A 25,614-nucleotide genomic window follows, 5' to 3' on the forward strand; every position below is an offset into this window, starting at 1 on the left:
TAATTTTATTATTTCTTACTTAACAAAGCCTGCTGCAGCTCATACAATACGTTAATCGCTTGGATTGGCGCTGTCCCCATGATGTTCATTTTTTCCAGGCGTTCGAGCACTTCTAATTCAACCGCCGACAATTTCTTGCCGGAATCAGTAGTCGGAGGAACAATCGCTTCCTCTGCAAAAAGTGATAATTGCAGCTCATCATCGGCCGGTTCACTTTCAACCGTAGCTGCAACTCTCGCTATCCCTTGGTCTTTCGATTCGAACTGTTCCAACAACACTCTCGCACGATCGATAATTTCTTCAGGCATTTCGGCTAGGCTTGCTACGTGAACTCCGTAGCTTTTATCCGCTGCGCCTTGGCGTACTTTATGTAAAAATACCACTTTGCCATCTTTTTCAGTTGCACTGACATGAACATTTTGAAGACGGCCCAACTGTTGTTCAAGTGCCGTTAACTCATGATAATGGGTAGAAAAAAGTGTGTTGGCACCGATTTTATCATGAATATATTCCATCATCGATTGGGCTAACGCCATGCCGTCATAAGTAGATGTCCCACGACCGATTTCATCAAATAATAATAAACTCTTTTCCGTCGCATTCGTAATCGCGTTCTGGGATTCCAGCATTTCCACCATAAACGTCGACTGGCCGGCTACTAAATCATCTGCCGCCCCAATTCGAGTGAAAATCTGATCAATGATTGGAAGTTCAGCTTCATCAGCCGGCACGTAGCAGCCCATTTGAGCTAATACTACAATAATAGCTACTTGACGCATATACGTACTTTTCCCGGACATATTCGGCCCTGTTATAAGCATCATATTTTTATCATTCGGCAGTACACAATCGTTTGGTACATACATTTGTTTATTCAACATTTTTTCAACGACTGGATGGCGACCGCCCACAATTTTCAATGCCCGCCCTTCGTGGAAGGAAGGCTCCACAAATCGATATTTCTCAGAAACAACCGCAAAACTTATATACACATCGAGCTCACTAATCTCGGAAGCCAATGCTTGAACTCGCGGAATGAATGCTTTTAACTGATTGCGCAATTCAACGAATAAATCATATTCCAATGCTAAGCTTTGTTCCTCTGCATTTAATATGATGGCTTCTTTTTCCTTTAACTCTTCTGTAATATAACGTTCTGCATTGGCCAAGGTTTGTTTTCTTTCATAGCGCGTCAAATCTGCATTGGCAATATTCGATTTTGTTATTTCGATATAGTAGCCAAAAATGCGATTATAGCCGATTTTCAAGTTTTTAATGCCTGTTAGTTCACGTTCTTTTTGCTCTAATTGGGCAATCCAGTCCTTCCCGTTTCGAGAAGCAAAACGTAATTCATCTAATCTGTCATTATAGCCTTCACGAATGACGTCTCCTTCTTTTATCGCAATCGGCGGGTTATCCGTGATGGCTTTCGATAAAAACGCCTCAATATCCGAACACTCATCAAGCTTTTCACCTAACCCCACAAGCGTTGATTTACCTGTATTCATTAGCTGTTGCTTAATGAAAGGCACTTGGCGCAACGATTCCCGCAGCTGCGCTAAATCGCGTCCACCCACATTTCCAAAAGCAACACGACCTGCCAACCGCTCTAAATCATAGACATTTTTCAGTAATTCTTTTAGCTCATTACGAACAAAAAATTCATCCAATAAATCCGTCACAATGGCAAGGCGATTTTCGATGGCTGAACGCGTTGCTAACGGTTGATGCAGCCATTGTTTCAGTTTACGGCCACCCATAGCCGTCACGGTTTCATCAAGCAGCCATAATAATGTACCCTTTTGATCGCCACCGCGAATCGACTCCAGCAGTTCTAAATTCCGTTTCGAGTTCGTATCAATGCGTAACAGTTGCTTCGTTTCGGTATATGTAAAGTCTTGAATATGGGATAAGCTGCGCATTTGAGTTCTTTCCACATATTGAAGTAGACTCTTGGCAACTCCTTTTAGTTCATTTGGCAAATTCGAAATATATTTAACTGACTTTTCTTCAGGCATTTCATCTTTTTCAAGAGAGAGGACGATTCCTAAATTGCTTGCATGATCAGCAAGTAAAAGCTGAAGCTGCTCCGTTACAACGAGTTCGCGAATCGTAAAGGCCATTAATTGTTGAAGCAACGCCTTTGTTCCCCCTTCAACGATGGCTGTGTTGGCTTCTCCAGTGGAAACGTCTAGATAGGCAAGGGCGAAGGTGTTATTCGATAATTCCTCAGCACAGGCGATGAAGTGATTTGTCTTTCCATCAATCGTTTTCCCTTCCATAATCGTTCCAGGTGTAATCAGCTGCACGACTTCTCGTCTCACAACGCCTTTTGCTTGTTTCGGGTCCTCGGTCTGCTCTGCAATTGCCACTTTGTATCCCTTTGATACCAGTGTTTCGATATATCCTTTCGCGGAATGAAAAGGAACACCACACATCGGGATGCGCTCTTTCGTTCCCGCATCGCGACCTGTTAAAGTGATTTCTAAAATTTGTGATGCTTTTATCGCATCATCAAAGAACATTTCATAGAAGTCTCCTAATCGATAAAAAAGAAACGCATCTTCATATTCTGATTTGATGGCTAAATATTGTTGCATCATTGGCGTATATGTTGTCATTTTCATGGTACCTCTCTAAACTTATCTTTACTCTATAGAAGAAAAACACGGATGTACTATCCCATTGCAAGCGTGTTTTCCGAAATGAATACATTTATAATCAGTATAACAAAAATCAGGTGATAAACGTGGTCTTTCACGCTTCAATTTTACAGTGGGAATGCTCTGAAAATTTAGGAAAACAGGATTTCCGCCAATAAAAGCGAAAACCACTGTTTTTGAGGGGATGGAACAATAAAGAAGAGCGCCTATTTGTCTACTTCTTGCTAGTAGATGGCGCTCTCACTTTATTAACGAAATGATGACGAGTCTTCAATAAATTTAAAGCCACTGCTTGAAGAGGACGATGATGATGAGGATGATGAGCTTGAGCTAGAGCTAGAACTTGAACTAGAGCTTGAGCTTGATGAGGATTCATCTTCTTCATACTTCCAGTCTTCTTCGTAGTCCACTTCGTGTACAGAAACGACTACTTTCGTTTCGCCAATAATTTCTACAACAAATTCACGTTCGATCACTACATTGAAGCAGTCTCCGTTTTGGTTAATAACCGCTTCGATACAGTTTGGTTGTTGAACTACTCGTACGTGGCAGTCATTCGATTCAATCACATCTTGATCACGGTAGTGAAGTTTGATGCGATCTTTGTAGTTAATTGTTTCCGAGTGTACAGCTGTTTTTGTATTATTATTGTACGCATACCACACGTTTACATCGAACTTTCCTGTGATTTCAACATATTTCCCTACTTTTTTCGCATTATAGTGATGGTTAATTACCCAACACCCTAAAATACTAGTCGGCGTAGACGATGGGCGAATGACTTCACTCGCTTCAACTCTCTTCTTACCTTTAGCGACAACCGCCTTTGTCACTATTTGACGCAAACGTTTCAACGCTTTTTCCTCCTTTAACATCTAGTCGAACTATACTATGCGGCATGTGCCTAATTGGTGAAATGTCACGGATTCGTTTTTCGTAGATTTTACAGATTGTTTTCCATTACTCTTAGGGCTAAGACATCGTGACACTTCCTGGATTCCATGCACCTTACTGCTAATCAAGCCTCGCACCCTAGAAAAGAAAACAAAAGCGTAAATGTACTTTAGATTTTCGAATCAGTTGCTGCTGACAATTTATAGTATTAAAGGTGGGCGAATAGTGTGACTAAAAATTAAATAACTGGTATTCCCTTTATAATCCTCAGTCATAATAAATGTATAAAAAATGGTTAGGAGTATTTTGATGATCAAAAAAAGAATTTTTAGTACTACACTTATAATATGTATTGGTTTAGCAGCTTGTAACGGAGAGGACACTGCTACAAATGAGGAGGAAATAACTGAACCATCGCCTACTGATGAAGCTTCAGAACCTGCTGCAGAAGATACTCCAACAGAGGAAAATGCAAGCGAAGAAATAGAGCCGGATAACTGGGCTCGAAAAATATACGAAATTGCATCAAATGAAGAAGTCGCATCAGATAAATTTTATGAACTGGAGCAATACTTGCTAGAATATGAAGCTTCGGAAGAAGAAGTGGATCAATTCAAAACCGACATCGTGGAAGATTATCAATCAGGTACGTATTTAGATGAAATAGACAATCATGACCGTATGTTGACAAATATATTCAAATCCTATTTTGTTGAAAAAAATAATGAGGGCGCCATCAAGGAATTTGCTTTCGACTACAACCAAAATCTGAAATATGCTTACCGTGGTGTTGACTCCCCTGATAGTGATGCAGTGAAATCGAATGAAGCGCAAATGGATAAGGTGCTAGCGGAAATCGAATAAAAAATAGAGAGGGTGACCCTAGATTGGTGGTCACCCTCCCTACAATTTTCTAGCTGTTTTGCAAGCAACATGAAAAAATCAGCTAGTATAGATTTTAATCCCTCGTAGTTGGATCACTAATCGAGTTTGAAGCTTCCGGGATTTCATCATAAATCGTTGTATCGACGTCGTAAACGGAGCCATCAGCTAAACCTTTGAATACTGCCATAAGTGGCTGAGTAACAGTTTCCTTCAACATACCTGACTGTTTTTGGCCAAGCGTTTGGCTTTGGCCTTTTATTTCAATCAACATAATTGAAGCATCATTAAGAGCGAATGCACCAAGAGCCGTCCCTGGCAAGTTTACATCAGGATATTTTTGAACAGCCCCAAAGTGAGAGTTACCTTTTTGTAATGTCAGAGCTGATAGAGCATTCACTTGTTTTGCAAGTTTCAACACATCCTCATCCACTTCATACTGTTGACCTGTGAATGGATCCGTGTACGGATCTGCAACGGCAGCCGCAAATTGAACTGGTACGGAACGATTATCTTCATCAGATACCGTATTGAATCCACGGTGATGAACGTCTACATAGACATCAGGTTGGAATTCTTTAAACACGTTTGTTACCGTGCGTGCTTCAGCCGTTACATAGAAACCGCCAAATCTGCTGTTGTTTGTAGATTTAGAATTCAGGAATGACGCTACTTCATTTAGATTCTGATCATTCACTCTAAAGTCAAGATTCGGGTTATAATCCCTGTTTTGATCGTAGCCAGGGATACCGTAAACAACACGGCCATCGTTATTCTGCGCTCTTTCACTGCCATCGCTATTATAGTACCATGGGGCCACTGTATCTGCTGGCAGGCCAATGTTTTCAGGAAGCCAAGTCTGGTGCGTATAGCGAGTCGGATACCATGTGCCCTCATATAGATTATCGGCACCTTCCGGGTTGATACGCGGCATGATCCAGACTGATACTTTATCTAAAATTTCTTTGACATCCTGCCCATTAGAAGAAAGCTGTTGAATAATATCGATTGCAGCTTCTGCACCAATTTGTTCATTTCCATGAATCTGTGCAGTAATTAAGATGCGTTTCTTATTTGGATCATTATCCCCAAACTTCGCGACATAAATTGGCTCCCCTTTTTCCGTTTCAGTTTGATAGCCATCCGGCGAAAGATTGGAGTATCCAGCGATTTCAAGCTTTATTTTTCCATTTGAAGAGGCCTCAAGATTTTGGAGCTTCTTAGCTAATTCAGCGTTGGACAAATAGCTTGATAAAGAAATATTTTGGTTGTCTTCAATGTAAGGTCCGTTTGGGTTCGATTGCGGAGCAGCAAAAGCTGCCGTGGAAACTCCTAAAGTCAGCGCAAGGGTTGTTGGTAAAATTATTTTTGAAAACTTCTTTTTCATAAAATCCCTCCGATTTTCGTTATTTTAGAGAAACGAAATAAAATTCAAAAGATTACCCCTAAATTTATTCCACTCCCTGCATGTTACTCTTCAGACTGACGTGTGGTTTGAGTTGCCAATGTATCCCAGAAGCTTGCATCCACCGTTTCAATCGACCCATCAGCAATAGCACGTACTGTTGCATCGAGTGTAGTAACTGTTTGTTTTACTAAGTAACCATTACTTTTTTGTCCAATTACCGCTGAAGGATTTTCATGGTCGGACATGCCGCGCATTTCGAATAATAGTGTGGCAATATCATATTGAACCGCAGCACCGTTGCGACCAATATTTTCTCCACTTCCGCCATTATATTTTCCAAGATGACCCCATCCAGTAGAATCCACTGCATTGAAAACAACTGCACCAAGCTTTTTCGATTTCTCCAGCACTTCCGGTTTTACATTTTCATTTGTCGGATAAAGCATAGAACCAGAAACTAGTTTTCCATCTCGCTCTGAATTTGTACCTTGGTGATGAAGATCAATCATATAGTCAATATCATATTTTTGCAGCACATTTTGATGAAGTGCTTGCGTTTCAGGCTGGATTTTAGCGACATGGTCACGATTCAAATCCGTTCCCACTGCATTATAGCGTGTCAGATGACGTCCTCCATCTGCTATATAATCTTCAAGAGAGAAATTCACATCCCCCATAGCCCCATCTGCATTGAGCATAGGCACAACAAGGATATTTACATTTTCAAGCACACCATTTGTTTTATTTGTGCCAAGATGTTTGATGAATTCCAGTGCACCTTCCGTTGTTAATTGTTCGTTTCCATGCTGCTGCGTTAGGAAAAGCACAGTTGGATTATCCGGATTGGTCATATATTTGGCCAAATAGATATCTCTATTTTTTACCGTTTGTCCTATAACCTCAAGTTGCAACGCTTCTTGTTTTGCATCTTGCGTTTTAAGGAATTGAACCATTTCCTCGTAAGTATAAAGATTAGAAGTTTGAATGGATTCATTTCCACCATAGCTTGGCCCATTCCCTACTGCCAAAGCAGTTGATGCAGCTGGTGTAATCATTCCAAGTGCCAAGATTCCTGTCACAGATAACGCGATAATTTTCTTCTTCATTTGACCCCTCCATTTATTCGGAATATTAAAACAATTCACACTATAAGAATATCTATCAACCTCTCGAATGTATATAGAGGGAAACTATCATTTATTCGCCATGATAGTTAGTCAAAACATCACAGTTTTTCGAGTTTGATATAGACATATTTATATAATGAGTAATTTTTTGGCAACGAAAAATCAAGATGCAATCTATCTGTTAAGAGGAGAGTTGCCAGAGTTATTTCAATAAAAAAACCCCTCTACAATGGTCATGTAGAGGGTTAGAAAATTACGATTAAGAACAGCTTCCAGGCGTGCTGTTGCGTACTTTTGAGCCAGTTTCGCCTTTAAGAATGTCGCCACCAGTAGATTCGATGATTTCATCTGTTACATTATTAGCGATCGCATTCGATACTAATTGCAATAAGCCGTTAACATCCATCTGGGATTGTTTGAACTCTTGAACAATTGGTGTTTCATCGATTTCTTCTTCGATTTTTGCGATTTTTTCTTCGATTAATTTTAACGCTTTTTCTTTACCTAAGTGCTGGAAATTAACCGCTTGTTTTTGCAATGTTTTTAAACTTGCAATTTTTTCGCGGATGTATTGATTTTCATTGATTTGCTCTTCCGCTTTTTTGAAAAACTCAACTTCTTCCGTGTTGGCAATCATGTGTGCAATTTCTTTTGCTTTTTCTACGATTTCGTCTTTTGTATAAACTTTTGTTGTCATTATACTTCCACCCCATGTCGATGAACGACCTCTACAAACTCACCGCGTAATGAGTAAGATTTCGCCTCGAGTATTTTTACTTTCACAAGATGACCGACTAATTCTTTCGGACCATCAAAGTTAACTAATTTATTTTTTCTTGTATAACCAGCTAGTACGTCATCACGTTTTTTACTGCTGCCTTCAACTAACACTTCAACGACTTGGCCTTCCAATTGTTTTAGAGCAGCCGCTGAAAATTCTTCAACCACGGCATTTAAACGGTGTAGGCGTTCCTTCTTCACTTCTGGAGGTACATTGTCGTTCATTTTCGCAGCCGGTGTCCCTTCACGTGGTGAGTAAATATAAGTGAAGGCCATTTCAAATCCAACTTCTCGATATAAATCAAGTGTTTCCTGGAATTGTTCCTCTGTTTCATTAGGATAACCAACAATGATATCTGTTGTTAATGCTACATCCGGAATGGCTGCTTTAATTTTGCGAACTAATTCAAGGAAGTGCTCACGTGTATATTTTCGTGCCATGATTTTCAAGATATCATTCGAACCCGATTGAACAGGTAAATGAATATGCTCTACCAGGTTGCCACCTTTTGCCAACACTTCGATTAGATGATCATCGAAGTCGCGTGGATGACTTGTTGTGAAACGAATTCGCGGAATATCAATTTTGCGCAATTCGTCCATTAAGTCGCCCAGTCGATATTCGAGATCAGCAAAGTCTTTCCCGTAAGCATTTACATTTTGACCTAACAGCATGATTTCTTGATAGCCTTGTGCTGCCAACTCACGAACTTCCTGGATAATTTCATCAGGACGACGACTGCGTTCTTTCCCACGTGTGTAAGGAACGATACAGTATGTACAGAATTTATCGCAGCCGTACATGATGTTCACCCAAGCTTTAATGGCACCATTGCGCTGCTTTGGAAGGTTCTCGATAACGTCCCCTTCTTTAGACCAAACTTCAATCACCATTTCCTTGGACATGTAAGCTTCTTTTAGAATGTGCGGTAAGCGATGAATGTTATGTGTACCGAAAACCATATCTACATGCTGGTATGTTGTTAAAATTTTATTGACAACCGACTCTTCTTGCGACATACAGCCACAAACGCCGATTAACAATTCAGGATTTTGACGTTTATATTTTAATAGGTAGCCAAGCTCACCAAATACTTTATTTTCAGCATTTTCACGGATTGCACATGTGTTTAGCAGCACAACATCCGCTTCTTCGATTCTGTCGGTGGGTTCATACCCAAGCTGCATGAAAATCCCGGCCATAACCTCTGAATCATGCTCGTTCATTTGACATCCATAAGTGCGAATGAAAAATTTGCGCCCGTTGCCCATAGCCAAAAACTCTTCATCAATATTGAAATCCTTGTGGTACTTCACTTCCTCTTTCCCACGCTTTTTTGCGTCTTTTAAAGACGGTGCCGTAATCACACGTTCGAAATATTGACTATAATCTTTTTCAGGCTTAGCATTTGTAGGTTTTGGTTGATTCACTTGCTGACTTGCTAGTCGTTGTTCCTCATTCATTGAATCCAGAAACTCCTTTCAAGATTGGTTTCGTACATTCGAACCCCATTTAAATATTATAACGAATAGTAGGTAGAAAGAACAATAAGGTGCGTTAAAATTATAAAATATTTTAGAAATGGGAGGAATAAGTGGTGAACTCGGATGAGAGTTGCGAGCTAAAGTGAATCTTTAAGATGTTAACTAATTCAACACAAAGGCTGATGGTTCAAGGAGGTGTTTACTTGTAAGTAAACCTCCTACTCCAGGTACACATTAATTAATTAGACACAATAAACTCCAAATACTGCTCGGGATCATTCTCTTTTAAAATCGCAAGAAACGTAAAACACAACTGCACCACCGACTGCCAATTCATCTGATACCGCTCTTCAAATTTAAATTTCGGCAATTCCAAAACTTCCTTAAAAATTGCTTGCGGCTGCAACTCTTTCAACTCCAAATATTTCAAGAAAGCGAGAAAAAGCTTGTGATCCTGCACAACTAGGGACTTCTCCTCCACAAGTTTGTCAATCTCCTGCACATCCTGTAACGAATTCGCCTTTCGAAACATTCTATCCAATTTTTCATCTTGCTTCCGCTGCTTGATTGAGATAAAATCAATGATTTTGTTCAAGTTGATACCCTCTTTTCTTTGGAGGTGGTGATAGGTTTCGGTATATCCGCCAACTTATGTGAAATATCCGCCAGTTTTATAGATATTTCCGCCAAAATTTAAATATATCCGTCAACTACTTCAATATTTCCGCCAAACATCCTTTGGGATAATATAACGACGCCCTTTGTTGCTACCTTCATAGTAAAATTTCATTCTTTTTAATAATTTATTAGCAGTATCTCCACTTTCTATAAAAAAGAACTCCCTAAACGCTCGATTCGTAATCCACTCATCAAACAAAACCCGATAATCATGCAAGCCTTGATAGAGAGGCTCTTTAGAATTCATCCCGCACTTACATAAAAACTTTCCATAATTGTACTCCATCCTTCTCCCACACGCACAAATCGCTCCCTTACGCAAAGGCGGAATTTCAAATCTGGTACATAGATACTGGGTTTATGTATGCTTTGCAAGTAGTTCCTTAGTTTTTCATAGTGTACTTGCGAGAGCACAAAGTTGTTATACTTTAATAATAGCTTTTTTATCTCACTAGGCAAACCAATCGCATGGAAAATTGGAAATTCATTTGGCACGTCACCAATAATGGTGGAAGATTCGGCAATAACCACCGCTTTAAGAACCGGAAGCGAGTATCCTAAACGCCCTACGATCCTTTCAATCCTCTCTGCATGGCGCTGCACTTGATCAAAAGGGCTCTGAAAACTCTCAACTTCCCCTGTTCCCTTCCTTCGCAGCAACTGATGTTTGTCCTTTTCATACCAAATGGAGCCGGATATATTTTTAATTTCGAGGATGAAGATAAAGTGGGGGCATACAAAAATGGTGTCGATCTGATGTGAATTGCCGATATCATTTGTCGTTTCATAATTATGTATTAGAAGAGCGTTGGTCGGCACGGTGAGTTCCTTCCACAATCGATCCACCTTCAATTCCCCTCGGTAGCCGATTTCCGCCCGCCGCAATAAAGAAGCGACATACTCGTGCCTCGGGTGATTCGGATCAATCCTGCGTTTCATTGCTTCCAAAACAATTATTTTTGAAGATAAAGTTCGGTCGATAATTTGCAAAAATAGTCCTCATTTCTAAAATTTAAAATAATATAGATTGGAGGGTAAAAATATAATAGAGATATTTTATAGAGGAAGATGGGGAGTACTATACTACTACAATGGTAACTTGTTTTCGGTAAACCTCACAACTACAAAACCCGTTAATATCGAAAATAAATATTTGGTGTATTTGATTGGGGGAAATAACGAAAATCCCTCCTAAATTGTAGAAGGGATGAAAACTACCTATAGTTTATTCAACTCACTAATTTTTCTTGCAAAATGCAATGCATGTGGCCCATCGCCATGGATGCATAATGTTTGTGCATTTAATTTGATGATTTTCTTTTGAATTGTCACCACTTCATTTGATGAAAGTATGCGACGCACATGTTGAAGCATTTGCTCTTCATTTCCAATTAACGCATGTTCATGTGACCGATCCACTAAAGTGCCGTCTTCGTTATAATTCCGATCAGAAAAGGCCTCTTCAAAAACGGTCAACCCTTTGTCCTTGGCCATCTCAGCGATCAAACTACCGGATAAACAATAAAGTACATAATCCCGATTTAAATCAAATACAGCATCAATAACGGCTTTCGCCTTTTCGGCATCATTTGCACTTTGATTGTATAGGGCTCCGTGTGGCTTTACATGATGAAGCTGCCCCTTTTCAATCTCCACAAACGCCTGCAACGCTCCGACTTGATAAATGATCATGTTATAAATCTCTTCTGGGGAGAAATCCATATTCCGTCGTCCAAATCCTTGTAAGTCGGCATATCCTGGATGTGCACCAATTTTCACATTTTTTTCGATTGCCTGTCGGACGGTTTGCCGCATGATCATTGGGTCGCCTGCATGAAAACCACAGGCAATATTTATTGATGTCACATAATCTAGGATTTCGTAATCATTTCCTAGTCGGTAAGCTCCAAAACTTTCTCCCATATCGCAATTTATATCCATAATCAGTCCTCCACCAAACAAAACGTTACCTTACTATACGTACGCAGTTGTGCGATTTTGTTAAGATCATCTTCGTGCACCGTTGCGATAATCGGATAACCGCCTACAGTTTGTGCATCAGCCATCAAAATGATCGGCTCTCCATTTGCCGGAACTTGAATCGTACCAAATTGAGTAGCTTCCGAAATAATATTCTTCTTTTTCTGCAATGAAAGTTTTTCACCCTTAAAGTAATAGCCCATTCGATTGCCGCCTGTGTATTGATACGAATCGTGAAGAAAACTAATCCGACTCTCTTGTGTAAATAACTCAAAGTGCGGCCCCTTAAAAACTCGAACCTGCATGAAATTTTCAAACTGCGGCCTGTGCTCTTGCATTAATCCGCGCGTATAAGCAAGTGGCTCTATCTCTTGGCCGTACAAAATACTGCCGGCTGTTACCAACTCCCCAAGATTAGCTTTATGGTAGCTGGATCTACTATTTAAAATCGATTCCACCTTTAAGCCACCTTGTGGAATTAAATAAAGAATCGAGCCCTTTATAGTCCCTTTTATCGATAAAATATCTCCTTTTTTCAGACGAAAACTCTTCCAACATTCTACCTTTACATGATTAATAGAGAAATTTCCTTCTGCTCCAGTGAGTACATACGTATGATCACTCAAGGCTTCCAATTCGAAGCCACCATTAAAAATTTCTAAACAAGCAGCATTCGCGGGGTTATTTAAAATTTGATTGCCCATTTCATAAGAAAATCTGTCCATTGCACCCGAAACAGGAATACCTTGTGCACGATATCCAAACCTGCCTCTGTCTTGAATGCTAGCATACACGCCTTGTCTTAAAATTTTGAGTAGTGGCTTCATTTGCAACACGCTTTCTCTTGAACGAATTTATAGAATTCCTGTTTTGTAATCTCGTAAAACGTTACTCTGTCCCCTACTTGAAATAACGTAGGCTCATCCTGCGTTACATCGAATAGTGTATATGGCGTTTTTCCGATGATATTCCAACCTCCAGGAGAATCAATTGGGTATATGCCTGTTTGATAACCCCCGATTCCTACCGAAGAGGCTTCCACCAGTTTTCTAGGCTTCTCTAATCTTGGAACATGTAGAGGTTGGTCAAGCTCCCCCAAATAAGGAAACCCTGGCAAGAAACCAACTAAATGAACTGAATAAGGCTTGGAAATATGAGATGAAATAATCTCGTCGTAAGATAAATGGGTAACCTCCATCACCCGCTCCATATCTAGCGCAAATTCTTCATCATAGCAAATAGGAATGCTTAACTCACGCCTTATGGAAGGTTGCTCGTTCATTCGCGCCGTTTGATACAGACGCCATTGTTCAACCAAAGTCTCGTAATTTAGAGATGGCCGTTTTTTTAGAAATACCGTAACCGTATAGTAGCTTGGTACGCTTTCCATAATCGAGTGATGTAATTTTTTACAAATAAATGTATTAAACTGCTGGACTGCCAGAAAACTTTGCTGCGAAATCTCCTCGTTAAATGCAAAGCGGATCGTGTGCTGACTAATCCACATCATTTTTGGAAAATCAATCATTCACTGCACTGACCGTTTCCTCAATACAGAGCTCGACGGCATTGATTAAGTCTCGTATATTCCAGCCCGGGATTTTTCCATGTTGAATCGCTAACTCAAACGAAGCAGGAATGTGGATAAAACCAGCTAACAAGTTCCCCTGCTGCGTTGCATAAGCGAGACCTTCGTACATAATGTTGTTGCATAAATACGTGCCGGCTGTATTGGAGATTTCCGCTGGGTATCCTTCTTTTTTTAATCGATCCACCATTTGCCGAATTGGCAAGTTTGTTAAATAGGCATCTACACTATCTTCTTGAATTTTCGCATCGATCGGTGCAAATCCATTATTGTCAGGCTCGCCATCCTTAATATTGATGGCTATTCGTTCTGGCGTAATTTTGAATCGCCCGCCAGCTAAGCCTAACGAAATAATGATGTCAGGCTGCACCTCATGGATATATCCTTTTAATTGTTTGGATGATTCATTAAAATCCACTTTCATAATACGTCCGTAAATCTCGTAATCTTCTATTACTTTTTCATTCAATGCTTCTACAATCTGCATCGTCGGATTTAATTTAAAATCTAGAAATGGTTCGAATCCTGTCAGTAAGATCTTTTTCATATCAACATCGCCTCAATTGTTAGCATAAATTTTTAAAAAAAGTACAGAAAGTCATTTTTTAAAAATTAACACAAAAAAACTATTAACTTCAATAGTTTTCTGAAAATTAATAGTTTTCGCTATAACATTTGTGACCTAGCCATCCGGTACTATACCGAAAAGCGCTTAATCGCGTTCGTTAGGGTTTGGATATTTCTTGAGATTTTCTGGATTTCGTCGTGGATGTCCTTTGTTGCTTCCAGTTGATCGGTTGTTGAAGCTGACACTTGTTCAATCATTTTGGCATTTTCTTTTGAAACTTTGCTCAATTGCAAGGAGTTATTCGCAACCTCTTTTGTATTTTCCGTGATGACGCTAATGGTTGATGCTACTTCACCGATGTGAGGCCCGATTTCATTCACAGCGGACACGATTTGCTGAAATTTCGAAGCCGTTTGATTGGTTGTGTCAATTCCAGTTTGTACGGACTGGAGCGCACCGCTCATGAATTGAACGGATTGCTTGGAATCGTCTTGAATTTTCTTGATGATTTCTTCTATTACTTTCGTTGAATTAACGGATTGTTCGGAAAGTTTTCGAACTTCGCCGGCCACTACACTGAATCCCTTGCCATATTCTCCAGCCCGAGCTGCTTCAATGGCTGCATTCAAAGCCAATAAGTTCGTTTGCTCAGCAATTGAGTTGATGATTTGAATCACTTGCTCGATTTCCTTGGAATGCTTCACCAAAATTTGCATCATGTCATAGGACTTTTTAACAGCTTGTTCGATTTCATGCATTTGTTCATTGTTAAAGATTACATACTCAACGCCAGCATTTGCTTCCTTCACCGTTTGCGTAATATTTTGTTCAATAAAATCAATCCGCTCAGCAATCACGACAACACCATTGGCAATTTCTTGCAACGCATTTGTGTTAAGGTTCAATTGTTCCGTTGATTTTGTAGTGGCAGTTGTTAAATCATATGCATCATGTGAGATATGAATGGATGCTTTTGTCGTTTTTTCAGATGCAGCCTGCAAGTGATCGTTTGCTTCATGAACCGATGCCGCACTGCGTTGAACCGTTTTTAGCAATTCTTTCACTTCGGATGCCATTTGATTGTAACTTAACATCACTTCTCCCAACTCATCCTTTGAGTCGTACTTGGCAATCTGCGTAAAGTCCCCTTGCTGTGCTTGCTTTAGCAGCTTCTTCAATTGACGGGTCGGCAAATTCACGGAACGTGTTGCCCCAATGCTAAAGTATAGAATAATAATAATCATCATGACTGAAACACCCGTTAATAATTTGTATCCAAATGAAATGTCTTGTTGATGGGCACTTAATTGGCTTTCTGCTCTAGAAGTGACATATTCTTTGATTTCCTGAGATAAAGATAAAAGATTGCTCTCATTTCCGTTCTCAAATGTCGTACTTAACTCATTTATGTAAAACTCCATTTTTGAATCAAACTGATAATTGTTTAAAGAGGTTTGAACTTCCTTCGCCTGATTCATATCTCCCGTATGTATAAACGTCTCCATTTCAGCAATTGCCTGAATCGCCAAAAGCTTTTCATTGTACATTTTTTCTGTGTTATTTTCCATCTTCCGTAAATAATCCATACTAAATATTGCAAAAATACAATTGGATAGTATACAAACAATCATTAATACAATTAATCGGTCTTTCACCTGGATATAGCGTTTCAAACGCACTTCAAGCATCTCCCCTACGCTGTAGTTCTTTAAGCATAGTTTAGTACTATAAAGTACCTATAGAGATTTTGTTAAATTATTGTAAATGTATAGTATTAATGTGAAGTGTTAGAAGTATTTTAAGATTAGAGTGAATGAATTAAAATCACCTTCTAACCTATTGATATGAGTATCAAGTCTACATACTCACACTAAGTTAGAAGGCTAGTTAATTTCTGTGGTAGTTAAATAAATTGAAGGTGTCCACTAAAATTTCCAGTGATTTCTTTTTTTTGATATTTCGCGGCCTCTAAGAGTAATGAAAATTCGATTCCTGTATCGTAATTCATATCATTTAACATATAAACTATATCTTCAGTAGCTAAGTTTCCAGATGCTCCAGGTGCAAAAGGACACCCTCCTAGTCCACCTAAAGTTGACTGGATTTTTGCTACTCCCAGCTGAATTGCCGTAAACGTATTGATCATCCCCATATTCCTAGTATCGTGAATATGAATTTGAAGTTCTAAATTCGGATAGGCTGACTTAACATCGTTTATTGTTTTCTTCACGTCTTGCGGATTTGCTACACCAATCGTGTCACATAAATTTATTTCTTTAATACCAAGTTTGATATAGTTTTCCAAGAATTCAACTACTCTATTATTATTTTCTTTCATTTCAAATGGACAACCAAATGTTGTCGATAAATCTAAGCAAATTTCCAAATCTGGATAGGCATCTCTAATCTTTACTAGTTCATTAAATGATTCCTCATGTGTACGATTAATATTTGCTTTGTTGTGTGACTTGCTCAATGAAACCACATACGAAATAGCATTCACTCCTGCTTCGCTTGCCAGAATCGCTCCCTTTAAATTTGGAACTAGTGCACTGAAGTTTATACCTGGAAACTTTGACAAACAAATTTCTGTTAATTCCCGACTATCTTTTAATTGTGGAATCGCTTTTGGACTCACAAAAGAAGTATGTTGGATGTTTTGTACACCTGATTGAACAATCTTTTCGATAATGCCGACTTTGGTTTCTATTGGTATATATTCATCAAGATTTTGAAAGCCATCACGTGGCCCTACTTCGTATACTTCAATATATCTCATTATACTCTCCTTTATTTTAGTAAATTAGGGATAAATAATACTAGATCCTCAACATAAGTGATTAATAGTAAGCCGACTAAACATACGAGCAAATACATCCCTAAATGCTTATTCAATAAATCATTCACCTTTAACCCATCTTTTAGTTTGGCAGCAACAAATAAATTCACTCCCAAAGGAGGTGTAATCATTCCAATACTAAGGTTTACGATCATCATTACACCAAAATGGATCGGATCAATGCCATATTCTAAAATAATCGGTGTAAATATTGGAGCAACAATTAAAATCGCCGCATTTGTCTCCATAAAAGTACCTATAATTAGTAATACTACATTAATGAGCAGTAACAGAACATACGGATTATCTGTAAGGCTAACAATAAATTGAGATAATTCTGCTGGAATTCTTGCTTTTGTCATAACATAACCAAAAGCTGCTGCTGCACCCACGATAAACATAATCATCGCAGAGTTAATGACTGCACCTTCCATGATCTCTTTTACAACTTTTGGTTTTAATTCTTTATATACAAAAATACCAACGATTAATCCGTACAAACATGCAACCGCTGCTGCTTCCGTTGCTGTGAAAATACCTGAATAAATTCCACCTATAATAATTAATGGCATCAATAATGCCCAAATTGCTTCTTTAAAAGTGCGTAAGATTTTAGCAAATGAAAATTCATATTCTACTTTGATATTCTTTTTACCATAAAGATATGCATATACAGACATTAGGAATGTTAATAAAATTCCCGGTATTATCCCCCCACTAAATAGATCCCCAATTGAAGCTCCTGTTGATACGCCAAAAGTTACCATTGGAATACTAGGTGGAATAATTGTCCCTAGAATACCTGCTGCTGCAAGCGTAGTTACAGAAAATCTAATATCATAGCCTTCTTTTAACATTGTTGGTACTAAAATTGCACCAATTGCAATTACGGTTGCTGTTGAGGAACCAGAAATAGCGCCGAAAAATGCCGCTGCCACAAACGCTACAATAGCTAATCCGCCTGGTAATCCACCAACAATCGAATTAGCGAAGTTTACAATTCGCTTTGAAACTCCTCCTTTTTCCAAAAGCCCGCCTGCTATCATAAAAAATGGTAAAGCCATTAAGGAAAAAGAATCAAGTGATACAAACAGTCGCTGTACTAATACGATTAAAGAAGTTTCTGTGAAGAAAAATACACTAATGCCTGTTGCAATTAATAATGCAATGGCAATTGGCATTCCTAATACTAGAATCCCAGCTAATCCACCGAATAAGGAAAGTCCCATTATAGATATACCTCACTCTCTTGTAGCGGCTTTTCGCTTTCTTCTGTCTCGGCTACTTTAATAAAATCAATCCAAAATACTTGAATCGCCCGATAAGTACTTAATGCAAATCCAACTGGCAACGCTAAATAGATCAAGTAAAATTTAATTCTTAGAATTGGAGTAACCTGCCCTAAAGCATATGATTGAATAACAAATTTTACTGCAATACAAAATAGTAAGGCGTAACTTAAAATTAATAGAACGTTAGCAATAACCGCCATTGACTTATTCAATTTTGGTGGAGCAAATGAAGAGATTACATCAATTCCTAGATGAGACTTCTTACGTGTCACAATACTGATGCCGATCAAAATCCCCCAAATCATAAAGTAGCGAGATAACTCTTCCCCCCAAGTGATCGGGTTAGAGAGTACATAACGGCAAAATACACCAAGCAAAGTTATTATACTCATCGCTGTAAAACAAAAAATAGTTGAGTAGTTTTCAAACTTAGTGATAATTTTATCAATCATAAAAGTCCTCCATTCTATTAATAGTTACTCAGCAGAAAGTAAGCGTTAACATTTCGGTATATTAAAAATCATTTTGGATTGAATCAATTAATTCCTTATCCAGTTGTGGTGCATACTGATTATAAATATTATCCCAAACTGCTTTTTTCATCTCATCTTTATTTGGATTAGTAATCTCAAATCCTTTTGACGCTAGATCTGCAAGTGCTTTATCTTCAATTTCTTTATTTAAATCTCTCTGATATTTAGTAGTCTCTTTTGCAGTTTCACTAATAATTTGTTGTAAATCTTTAGGTAACCTTTCAAATAAATCTTTATTCATCATAAAAACAGCGGTAACATAAAATTCACTGCTATTCGAGATATAAGGCGCAACCTCGTAGATTCTGGCAGTATACATTGAAGGAATTGACACACTCACCCCATCAATCGTTCCATTTTGAATTGCCGTGTACACTTCACTCCATCCCATCGTAATTGCACTTGCACCGATTTCTTTATAAGAATCAATATGAATAGGGTTATCGTTTGCGCGAATCTTCATCCCCTTAAAATCTTCCGGACCTTCAATAGATTTTTTAGAGTTCCATGTGTTAAAAAAGCCATTTTCCCAGTTTGCTAAACCTTTAATATCTACTTTTTCTAAACTCGATAATGCTTTTTCTCCAATTTCACTATCTAAAACTGCGTGTGCATGCTCTCTATCTCTAAATAAAAATGGAAAATCAAAATTTTGATACGCATCAGTAAACGAAGCTAGATTTCCAGAATTAGCCAATGCCATATCAACTGTGCCCATGGCTAAGCTTTCTACTAAATCACGTTCGTTTCCTAATTGAGCACTTGGGAATATATCCACAACTAAACGACCCTCTGATTTTTCGTATACTTCTTTAGAAAACTTTTCCAAAGCTAGGTGATATGAATGATCTGTAGTTACAACATGGCCAACTTGCAGGTTATATACTTTGCTATCTTTCTTCGCAGCAGAAGCTTCTGAATCGTTCTTACAAGCAGCTAAACTTGTAGCTAATACAAGAAGAAATAACATTAAAAAGAGTCTTTTAGCTTTCATAGAATCCCCCTGTTCACACTTTATTTAATTTCAAAAATTCCGTGTTATTTGCACCTAGTTCAGGACCTGCCCATTTTACCTTGCCAGGAGAATTGCTTAATTTCGGTACAATACCAGGCATCTTTAATGGTCCAATTGGTGTTTCAACATCCAAAATCATTTCTCTTTCATTGTAATGAGGATCTTCTATAATATCTTTTACACTATAAATTTTTCCAGCAGGGATACCATTTTCATTTAGTAAATCAAGGACTGCGTCAATTTCCTTAGATTCTGTCCATTCAGCAATAACGCCATCCAAGTATTCCGCATGTGAATTTCTTAAAGCATTTGTACTAAATCGTTCATCATTTGCAATCTCCTCTTTTCCGATTAGTAACATTAAGCGCTTGAAAATTGAATCTCCATTTGCTCCTATTACAACATATTGATTATCTTTGCATTCATAGGTATTTGAAGGGGTAATGCCTGGTAAAGTACTGCCGCTTCTTTCGCGGATTACTTTTTTTCGATCATACTCAGGCACCAAACTTTCAGTTAAACTGAAGATAGATTCATATAATGAAACATCTACACATTGCCCTTCAAAATCAGAATTGTTATCTCTATAGTAAACTGCCATTAAAGCACCTATAACTCCATATAGTCCAGCAATGGAATCCCCTATACTGAGACCTACTCGTGTAGGTGGACGGTCTGGATATCCAGTAAGATATCTTAATCCTCCCATCGCTTCACCGATTGAACCGAAACCTGGATATTTACTTTTGGGACCGTCTTGACCAAACCCTGAAATACGGACCATGATAAGTTTTGGATTAATTTTCTTCAAATCCTCATAGCCAATGCCCCATTCTTCTAATTTACCTGGTCTAAAATTTTCAATGATAATATCGATATCCTTTACAATTTCTTTAATAAAACGCTGACCTTGTTCCGACTTCAAATTAATTTCGACTGATTTTTTATTTCGAGACTGAACATACCACCATAAACTTGTGCCATCCTCGACTTCCCTCCATACGCGTAATGGATCACCGTCTTTTTCATTTTCAACTTTAATAACCTCTGCACCGAAATCTGCAAAAATTCTCCCAGCAAACGGTCCAGCAATTAATGATCCTAACTCAAGTACACGTAATCCTTCTAACGCTGACTTTTGCAAACCCTTTCACCTCGACTTTTCAGTTGTTTATACATTTATAGTTTAAAACTTACGACTTTTTTATTTGTTAACTCATCCAATACCGATTGTGGTCCTTCTTTGCCAATACCGCTCTCTTTATAACCACCATATGGCATATGATCCGGCCTGAAATTTGAAATCTCATTAATATGCACACTTCCGGCTTTAATCTCATCTATCGCTTTTAGTGCATGCGGTAAATTCGTCGTATATACTCCAACTTGTAGCCCGTACCTTGAATCATTTACCAATTCAATTGCTTCATCAAATGATTCGTACGTAGTAACTAAAATGACTGGACCGAAGATTTCTTCTTTAAAAACCCTCATTTCAGAAGAAACATTTGATAATAGGGTTGGTAAGAAAATCTGGTTTTCAATTTTACCGCCAACCTCAAGTTTTGCTCCACTATGCAGTGCTTCTTCAATCCACTCTGTAATGCGTTGGTTAGCATTTTGAGTAAATAAAGCGGATACATTTGTTTCTTTATCAAATGGGTTACCTACTTTTAATAACGACACTTTATTTTTTAATATTTCAGTTAATTCACACGATAATTGTTTGTTTACTATAATTCTTTGAACTGAGATACAGGATTGGCCATTTGCCCCGTATCCGCCCGTTACTAACTTTTCTGCCACTTCTTCCAAATTCTCTACAGAATCAATAATAGTTGCTGCATTTGAGCCTAATTCTAGTAATACTTTTTTATATTCGGCTTGCTGGCTAATTTTACGCCCAATTAAACTACTACCAGTAAATGAAATAACAGCTATACGCGGATCTTTTACTATTGCCTCTCCAACTTCAACATCACCATTTACAACTGATAACGCACCCATCGGCAACCCTGCTTGTTGCAATACCCAAGCAAGTACTATACTTGAGATTGGCGTGCCAGGGGAAGGTTTTAAAACTACCGTATTTCCTGCTCCAAATGCAGGGCCTAATTTATGTGCTGCCAACAAAATCGGGAAATTAAACCCTGTAATGGCACCGACTACTCCGATGGGTTCATGAACAATAAATGATAAACGTTTGCCAACTCCCGACATTGCATCTAAAGGTAACGTCTCACCGTGTAATGATTTTGTAGCCTCTGCAGAGAAACGAAAAGTAGAAATCGCTCTAGTAACTTCACCTATAGCATCTTTTAGAGTTTTACTTGTTTCATAAACTATAATTTTGGCAATGGAATCGATATGTTCTTCAAGGATATTGGCTGTTTTGGATAATATTTCAGCTCTCTCATATAGAGTTAGCTTTTTCATACTTGGTAGCGCTTTCTCTGCAAGCGAAATTGCTTCTTCTACATCTTGAGTACTAGACTTATAAAATGTAAAAATTGGTTGACCATCATACGGGAAAATAACATCACCCGTTTTTTCTCCAGTAATATACGCACCACCTATAAACTGGTGTACAGCCCCTAACTCATCCTGTACATTTTTTAGTAAGTTCACTGTAGCTTCCTGAAATAAGACCTTCATCGAATCACCCCTCATTTAAAATTATTTGACCATTATATGCTTGTTTAAAAATCGCCAAGAGTTCATCTTTTTCTAATCTCTTTGGAGAGTTCGATTGTAATCGTTCCTGAGTGTAACTACTTTCTGCTAGTGTTTCTAGCAAGCTTTCTTCAATTCCCAATTCTTCTAATGTAATCGGAAGATTTAATCTTTTCTGTAACTGAATAATTTCCTCAATAAATCGTTCAATTGTTTGCGTATTTGAATCTCCTACGATATTTACATTTTTGGCCAGGGTAACCAATTCTTCTTCGCAATATGGAGCAAGGTATTTCAATGTGTATGGTAGCATCAAACTATTGGATAATCCATGAGGCAAGTTACAATATACACCAAGTGAAAATGCTAAACCGTGTACCATACCAGCCCCGTCCGTCGTGTTAAGAACTAAACCACCAATCATACTTCCAATTGCCATCTCGTATCTTGCTTCCTTATCTAAGCCGTCCTCATATGCAGCCTCAATATGATTCCAAATTTTCTTCAACCCTACTAATGCCAACTCATTACTAAAGTTGGAATTTCTTTGAGCAAGATAACCTTCGATCACGTGTACCAAGGCATCTAAACCAGTATGCGCTGTAATAACTGGAGGTAATGTATAAGTTAAAGCAGGATCCACGACCGCTACTGTTGGGACAATGTTTGGACTTGCGATAACACTTTTCAAATGTGTTTCTTCATCCGTCAATACTGCAAACTTAGATACTTCAGATCCAGTTCCGGAAGTAGTTGAAATCATAATAGTTGGCAGTCCTGGTGAAGGTACTTTATTAATTCCTACAAATTCTAAAAACTCTTTATCGTGCTTTAATAGTAAAGCAACTGCTTTTGCTAAATCGATGGCACTTCCCCCACCTAGGCCGATTACTAAATCTATATCAATTCCTTTTGCAAGTTCCAATGCGGATTTAAAGTTACTAATTGTCGGCTCTGGTTTAGTTTCATTAAAAATAGTAATATCAGCTCCCGAATTCTTAATACAATCGACGACCTTATCAACAATTCCGGCTGCTGTAAGTCCCTTATCTGTAACTAATAGAATATTTTTTGTTCCAAATTCTTTTAATACATCATTTACTTGATTTAAAGCATTTTCTCCAATTAATAACCTCGTAGGAAAACATGATAAATGACTCATACTAATTCACTCCTATTTTTTTTATTAAAAACCTTTTTAAAGTAAGCAATATCGTTATTGATATGGTCTACCATAAATTCCGCTGATTTCTTGGAATCTTTGGATTTGATAAAATTACAAACGCGCTCATGGTCTTCTATAAAATTGTAATCAAGATCAAAATCTAAAAACAAAATGTTTCTATAAAGTAAAATTAAGGATCTAATTTTTTCCATCATTTCAATTAACCTAGAATTTTTGGAGGCATATAAAATTAAATCATGATATTTCGTATTAAGTTGAATAACAGTTTCATAATCCTTTTCATTTAATGCTTCCTTGGTTTTTTTTAAGCAATCATCTAAGGCTACTATAAATTCTTCGGTTTGATATTCAGTTGCCCAATATACAGCAGAATACTCTAGACCCGAACGTACTTTATACAGTTCAACTAAATCAATCAGTGTTGGTTCATAGACCGTTAAAATTCCTTTATTATTAACCAATAAACCTTCTTGTTCAAGCATTCTTAAAGCTTCTCTAATAGGACTTCTACTGGTACCAAACTCTTTTGCTAACTGAGTATCTATTAGCCTCGCATTTGGTGGATACTCATTCGTCATTATTCTATTCTTTAATAAGGCATAGTACTGCTCATACAATGGCTGAACTCTTTCTAATTGTGCACACATACTGTTTTCCTCCTACAATATACTGTCGACAGCATACTATTATGCTAACACCTATAAAGAAACAACACAAGTATTTTTTTACATTTTGTACAATATTTATATCGCTATGTAGAAAATACAGACAAACACCGGTTGGATAACAAATTATATTAAATCGGTAACCTCTTCGTATTCACTGTGATTTCACCATTTATAATTTCCATTTCTCTCACGTGTTGACTTAATATTTGATCTAGATATCTATAATTTTTACATTTATTATTTACTAGAAGATAAATAACAGATAAGGACTATGATTCGGTTACGATAGATAGAGATTGGCTAAACTTATATGATAGAATAATCAAAATACAACTTATGTAACGCAATGTCTCTTCACAAGTTTTGAAAATTGAAAGGGATTATTAAAGGTGGTTTCTAAATGACGGTAAATGTTCTTAGACAATTAGAAGAAAAAATGGATAATCTGACCAATCTGCAAAAGAAAACGGCAGATTATATTTTGAAAAACCCAATGGAAGCTGCGTTTTCTACAATCGAACAAATCGCTCAAACATTAGATATAAGCACTACGACGATTGTGAGATTAACTCTTTTTTTAGGCTATACAGGATATACTGATTTTCAGCATACTTTGCAAAATTTTCTAAAAAGTTCCACTGTGCCATCTACTAAAATGGAAATTAATATGCTAGAAGCCTCTTCCAAAAGCAATTTAATGATGGAAATTACGCAAAGAGTTCTCAAAAATATCACAAATACCTATGATAAGCTTGATTATGAGCAGGTGTTAAAAGTGGTTGAACAGATTAAATATTGCCGAAATATATACGTGGTAGGAACAAGAAGCAGCTTTGGAGTAGCGCACAATTTTAGTTTTAATCTAGATAGAATCTTTAATAATTGTAATTTTTTAGATTCAAATAGCGGGGATATACCTGAAAAAATTCGCCGTATTACGCATGAGGATATGTTATTTATATTTGGAATGTCACGTTACTCGAAAGCGACATATAAAATTGGCAATCTTGTGCATGAAAAAGGGACAAAAGTGGTTGTGATTACTGATGGTTATCATTCCCCATTTGCTAAGCATGCGGATTACCTTTTTATCGCCGACCGGGAAAGTGTTGATTTTCGTAATTCAATGATGGCCTCTTCTTTAATTGCAGAAATCATTATTGGAGTTTGCACTATACAAAATCAAGATTATGCAAAAGAAAATCTTCAAGAATCAGAGCTTAATTTGAAACTATTGGATAGTATGATGCATGATAATATATAAAAGAAAGCTTGGAAGAGGAAGAATTCCAAGCTTTCTTAAATGCGTAAAAATATATTAAACTCTCTTTTCTTTATAGAATTGAGTTGTCATT

The 25,614-nt window shown here is 37.7% G+C and carries 23 protein-coding genes; 2 read left to right on the forward strand and 21 right to left on the reverse strand.

What is annotated here, in order from left to right; translation table 11 throughout:
• Nucleotides 1-8 precede the first annotated feature (8 nt).
• Together mutS and cotE are read right to left on the reverse strand one after the other, a co-directional pair.
• Nucleotides 9-2,621 carry a DNA mismatch repair protein MutS gene (gene mutS, locus ACFQU5_RS04565; protein WP_390286509.1) on the reverse strand — a complete coding sequence of 871 codons (2,613 nt, stop codon included), beginning with the start codon at nucleotides 2,619-2,621 and terminating at the stop codon, nucleotides 9-11.
• A gap of 290 nt (nucleotides 2,622-2,911) precedes the next feature.
• Complete coding sequence (gene cotE, locus ACFQU5_RS04570) at nucleotides 2,912-3,517, reverse strand: outer spore coat protein CotE (protein WP_390285204.1); 606 nt, start codon at nucleotides 3,515-3,517, stop codon at nucleotides 2,912-2,914.
• Nucleotides 3,518-3,866: 349 nt separating this feature from the next.
• On the opposite strand from cotE, the gene ACFQU5_RS04575 reads away from it, so the two are divergent.
• On the forward strand, nucleotides 3,867-4,421 hold the full coding sequence (locus tag ACFQU5_RS04575) for a hypothetical protein (RefSeq protein WP_390285206.1): 555 nt from the start codon (nucleotides 3,867-3,869) through the stop codon (nucleotides 4,419-4,421).
• Between the two features lie 94 nt (nucleotides 4,422-4,515).
• Here ACFQU5_RS04575 and ACFQU5_RS04580 read toward each other — a convergent pair whose 3' ends face one another.
• From ACFQU5_RS04580 to ACFQU5_RS04670, 19 genes are all read right to left on the reverse strand, one after another.
• Nucleotides 4,516-5,826 (reverse strand): M14 family zinc carboxypeptidase, encoded by a 1,311-nt coding sequence (locus ACFQU5_RS04580; protein ID WP_390285208.1) that lies wholly within the window; start codon nucleotides 5,824-5,826, stop codon nucleotides 4,516-4,518.
• 83 nt (nucleotides 5,827-5,909) lie between these two features.
• On the reverse strand, nucleotides 5,910-6,953 hold the full coding sequence (locus ACFQU5_RS04585; RefSeq protein WP_390285210.1) for a M14 family zinc carboxypeptidase: 1,044 nt from the start codon (nucleotides 6,951-6,953) through the stop codon (nucleotides 5,910-5,912).
• 280 nt (nucleotides 6,954-7,233) lie between these two features.
• Nucleotides 7,234-7,671 (reverse strand): YlbF/YmcA family competence regulator, encoded by a 438-nt coding sequence (locus tag ACFQU5_RS04590; RefSeq protein ID WP_390285212.1) that lies wholly within the window; start codon nucleotides 7,669-7,671, stop codon nucleotides 7,234-7,236.
• A complete protein-coding gene (miaB, locus tag ACFQU5_RS04595) occupies nucleotides 7,671-9,218 on the reverse strand; it encodes a tRNA (N6-isopentenyl adenosine(37)-C2)-methylthiotransferase MiaB (protein WP_390285214.1) in 1,548 nt (515 codons plus the stop codon). The genes ACFQU5_RS04590 and miaB overlap by 1 nt, the downstream gene beginning before the upstream one ends.
• A gap of 259 nt (nucleotides 9,219-9,477) precedes the next feature.
• Nucleotides 9,478-9,834, reverse strand: a complete 357-nt coding sequence (locus ACFQU5_RS04600) for a hypothetical protein (RefSeq protein ID WP_390285216.1) — start codon at nucleotides 9,832-9,834, stop codon at nucleotides 9,478-9,480.
• A 326-nt stretch (nucleotides 9,835-10,160) separates the two neighbouring features.
• Nucleotides 10,161-10,907, reverse strand: a complete 747-nt coding sequence (locus tag ACFQU5_RS04605) for a nuclease-related domain-containing protein (RefSeq protein WP_390285218.1) — start codon at nucleotides 10,905-10,907, stop codon at nucleotides 10,161-10,163.
• Between the two features lie 228 nt (nucleotides 10,908-11,135).
• Nucleotides 11,136-11,858, reverse strand: coding sequence for a 5-oxoprolinase subunit PxpA (locus tag ACFQU5_RS04610; protein ID WP_390285220.1), 723 nt, complete (start codon nucleotides 11,856-11,858; stop codon nucleotides 11,136-11,138).
• A 2-nt stretch (nucleotides 11,859-11,860) separates the two neighbouring features.
• On the reverse strand, nucleotides 11,861-12,724 hold the full coding sequence (locus ACFQU5_RS04615) for a 5-oxoprolinase subunit C family protein (protein ID WP_390286511.1): 864 nt from the start codon (nucleotides 12,722-12,724) through the stop codon (nucleotides 11,861-11,863).
• Nucleotides 12,721-13,425 carry a 5-oxoprolinase subunit PxpB gene (gene pxpB, locus ACFQU5_RS04620; protein WP_390285222.1) on the reverse strand — a complete coding sequence of 235 codons (705 nt, stop codon included), beginning with the start codon at nucleotides 13,423-13,425 and terminating at the stop codon, nucleotides 12,721-12,723. The genes ACFQU5_RS04615 and pxpB overlap by 4 nt, the downstream gene beginning before the upstream one ends.
• The gene (locus tag ACFQU5_RS04625; RefSeq protein WP_390285224.1) at nucleotides 13,418-14,032 is read right to left on the reverse strand and encodes a pyroglutamyl-peptidase I; all 615 of its coding nucleotides are present in this window, start codon (nucleotides 14,030-14,032) and stop codon (nucleotides 13,418-13,420) included. Before ACFQU5_RS04625 ends, pxpB begins: the two co-directional genes overlap by 8 nt.
• A 149-nt stretch (nucleotides 14,033-14,181) precedes the next feature.
• Nucleotides 14,182-15,732, reverse strand: coding sequence for a methyl-accepting chemotaxis protein (locus tag ACFQU5_RS04630; protein WP_390285226.1), 1,551 nt, complete (start codon nucleotides 15,730-15,732; stop codon nucleotides 14,182-14,184).
• Between the two features lie 224 nt (nucleotides 15,733-15,956).
• Entirely contained in the window at nucleotides 15,957-16,832 is an 876-nt protein-coding gene (locus ACFQU5_RS04635) for a hydroxymethylglutaryl-CoA lyase (protein ID WP_390285228.1), read from the reverse strand.
• Between the two features lie 11 nt (nucleotides 16,833-16,843).
• On the reverse strand, nucleotides 16,844-18,121 hold the full coding sequence (locus ACFQU5_RS04640; RefSeq protein ID WP_390285230.1) for a TRAP transporter large permease: 1,278 nt from the start codon (nucleotides 18,119-18,121) through the stop codon (nucleotides 16,844-16,846).
• Nucleotides 18,121-18,636, reverse strand: a complete 516-nt coding sequence (locus ACFQU5_RS04645) for a TRAP transporter small permease (RefSeq protein ID WP_390285232.1) — start codon at nucleotides 18,634-18,636, stop codon at nucleotides 18,121-18,123. The genes ACFQU5_RS04640 and ACFQU5_RS04645 overlap by 1 nt, the downstream gene beginning before the upstream one ends.
• Nucleotides 18,637-18,697: 61 nt before the next feature.
• Nucleotides 18,698-19,711, reverse strand: coding sequence for a DctP family TRAP transporter solute-binding subunit (locus ACFQU5_RS04650; RefSeq protein WP_390285234.1), 1,014 nt, complete (start codon nucleotides 19,709-19,711; stop codon nucleotides 18,698-18,700).
• Between the two features lie 13 nt (nucleotides 19,712-19,724).
• Complete coding sequence (locus tag ACFQU5_RS04655; protein WP_390285237.1) at nucleotides 19,725-20,876, reverse strand: CaiB/BaiF CoA transferase family protein; 1,152 nt, start codon at nucleotides 20,874-20,876, stop codon at nucleotides 19,725-19,727.
• 35 nt (nucleotides 20,877-20,911) lie between these two features.
• Nucleotides 20,912-22,387: an aldehyde dehydrogenase family protein gene (locus ACFQU5_RS04660; RefSeq protein ID WP_390285239.1), complete on the reverse strand. Its 1,476-nt coding sequence runs from the start codon at nucleotides 22,385-22,387 to the stop codon at nucleotides 20,912-20,914.
• 4 nt (nucleotides 22,388-22,391) lie between these two features.
• The gene (locus ACFQU5_RS04665; RefSeq protein WP_390285241.1) at nucleotides 22,392-23,567 is read right to left on the reverse strand and encodes an iron-containing alcohol dehydrogenase family protein; all 1,176 of its coding nucleotides are present in this window, start codon (nucleotides 23,565-23,567) and stop codon (nucleotides 22,392-22,394) included.
• On the reverse strand, nucleotides 23,564-24,238 hold the full coding sequence (locus tag ACFQU5_RS04670) for a GntR family transcriptional regulator (protein ID WP_390285243.1): 675 nt from the start codon (nucleotides 24,236-24,238) through the stop codon (nucleotides 23,564-23,566). The genes ACFQU5_RS04665 and ACFQU5_RS04670 overlap by 4 nt, the downstream gene beginning before the upstream one ends.
• A 421-nt stretch (nucleotides 24,239-24,659) precedes the next feature.
• Here ACFQU5_RS04670 and ACFQU5_RS04675 point away from each other — a divergent pair, with 421 nt between their 5' ends.
• Entirely contained in the window at nucleotides 24,660-25,523 is an 864-nt protein-coding gene (locus tag ACFQU5_RS04675; protein WP_390285245.1) for a MurR/RpiR family transcriptional regulator, read from the forward strand.
• Nucleotides 25,524-25,614: the final 91 nt, after the last annotated feature.

The organism is Ureibacillus sp. GCM10028918, from assembly GCF_042666115.1.
GTDB lineage: Bacteria > Bacillota > Bacilli > Bacillales_A > Planococcaceae > Ureibacillus.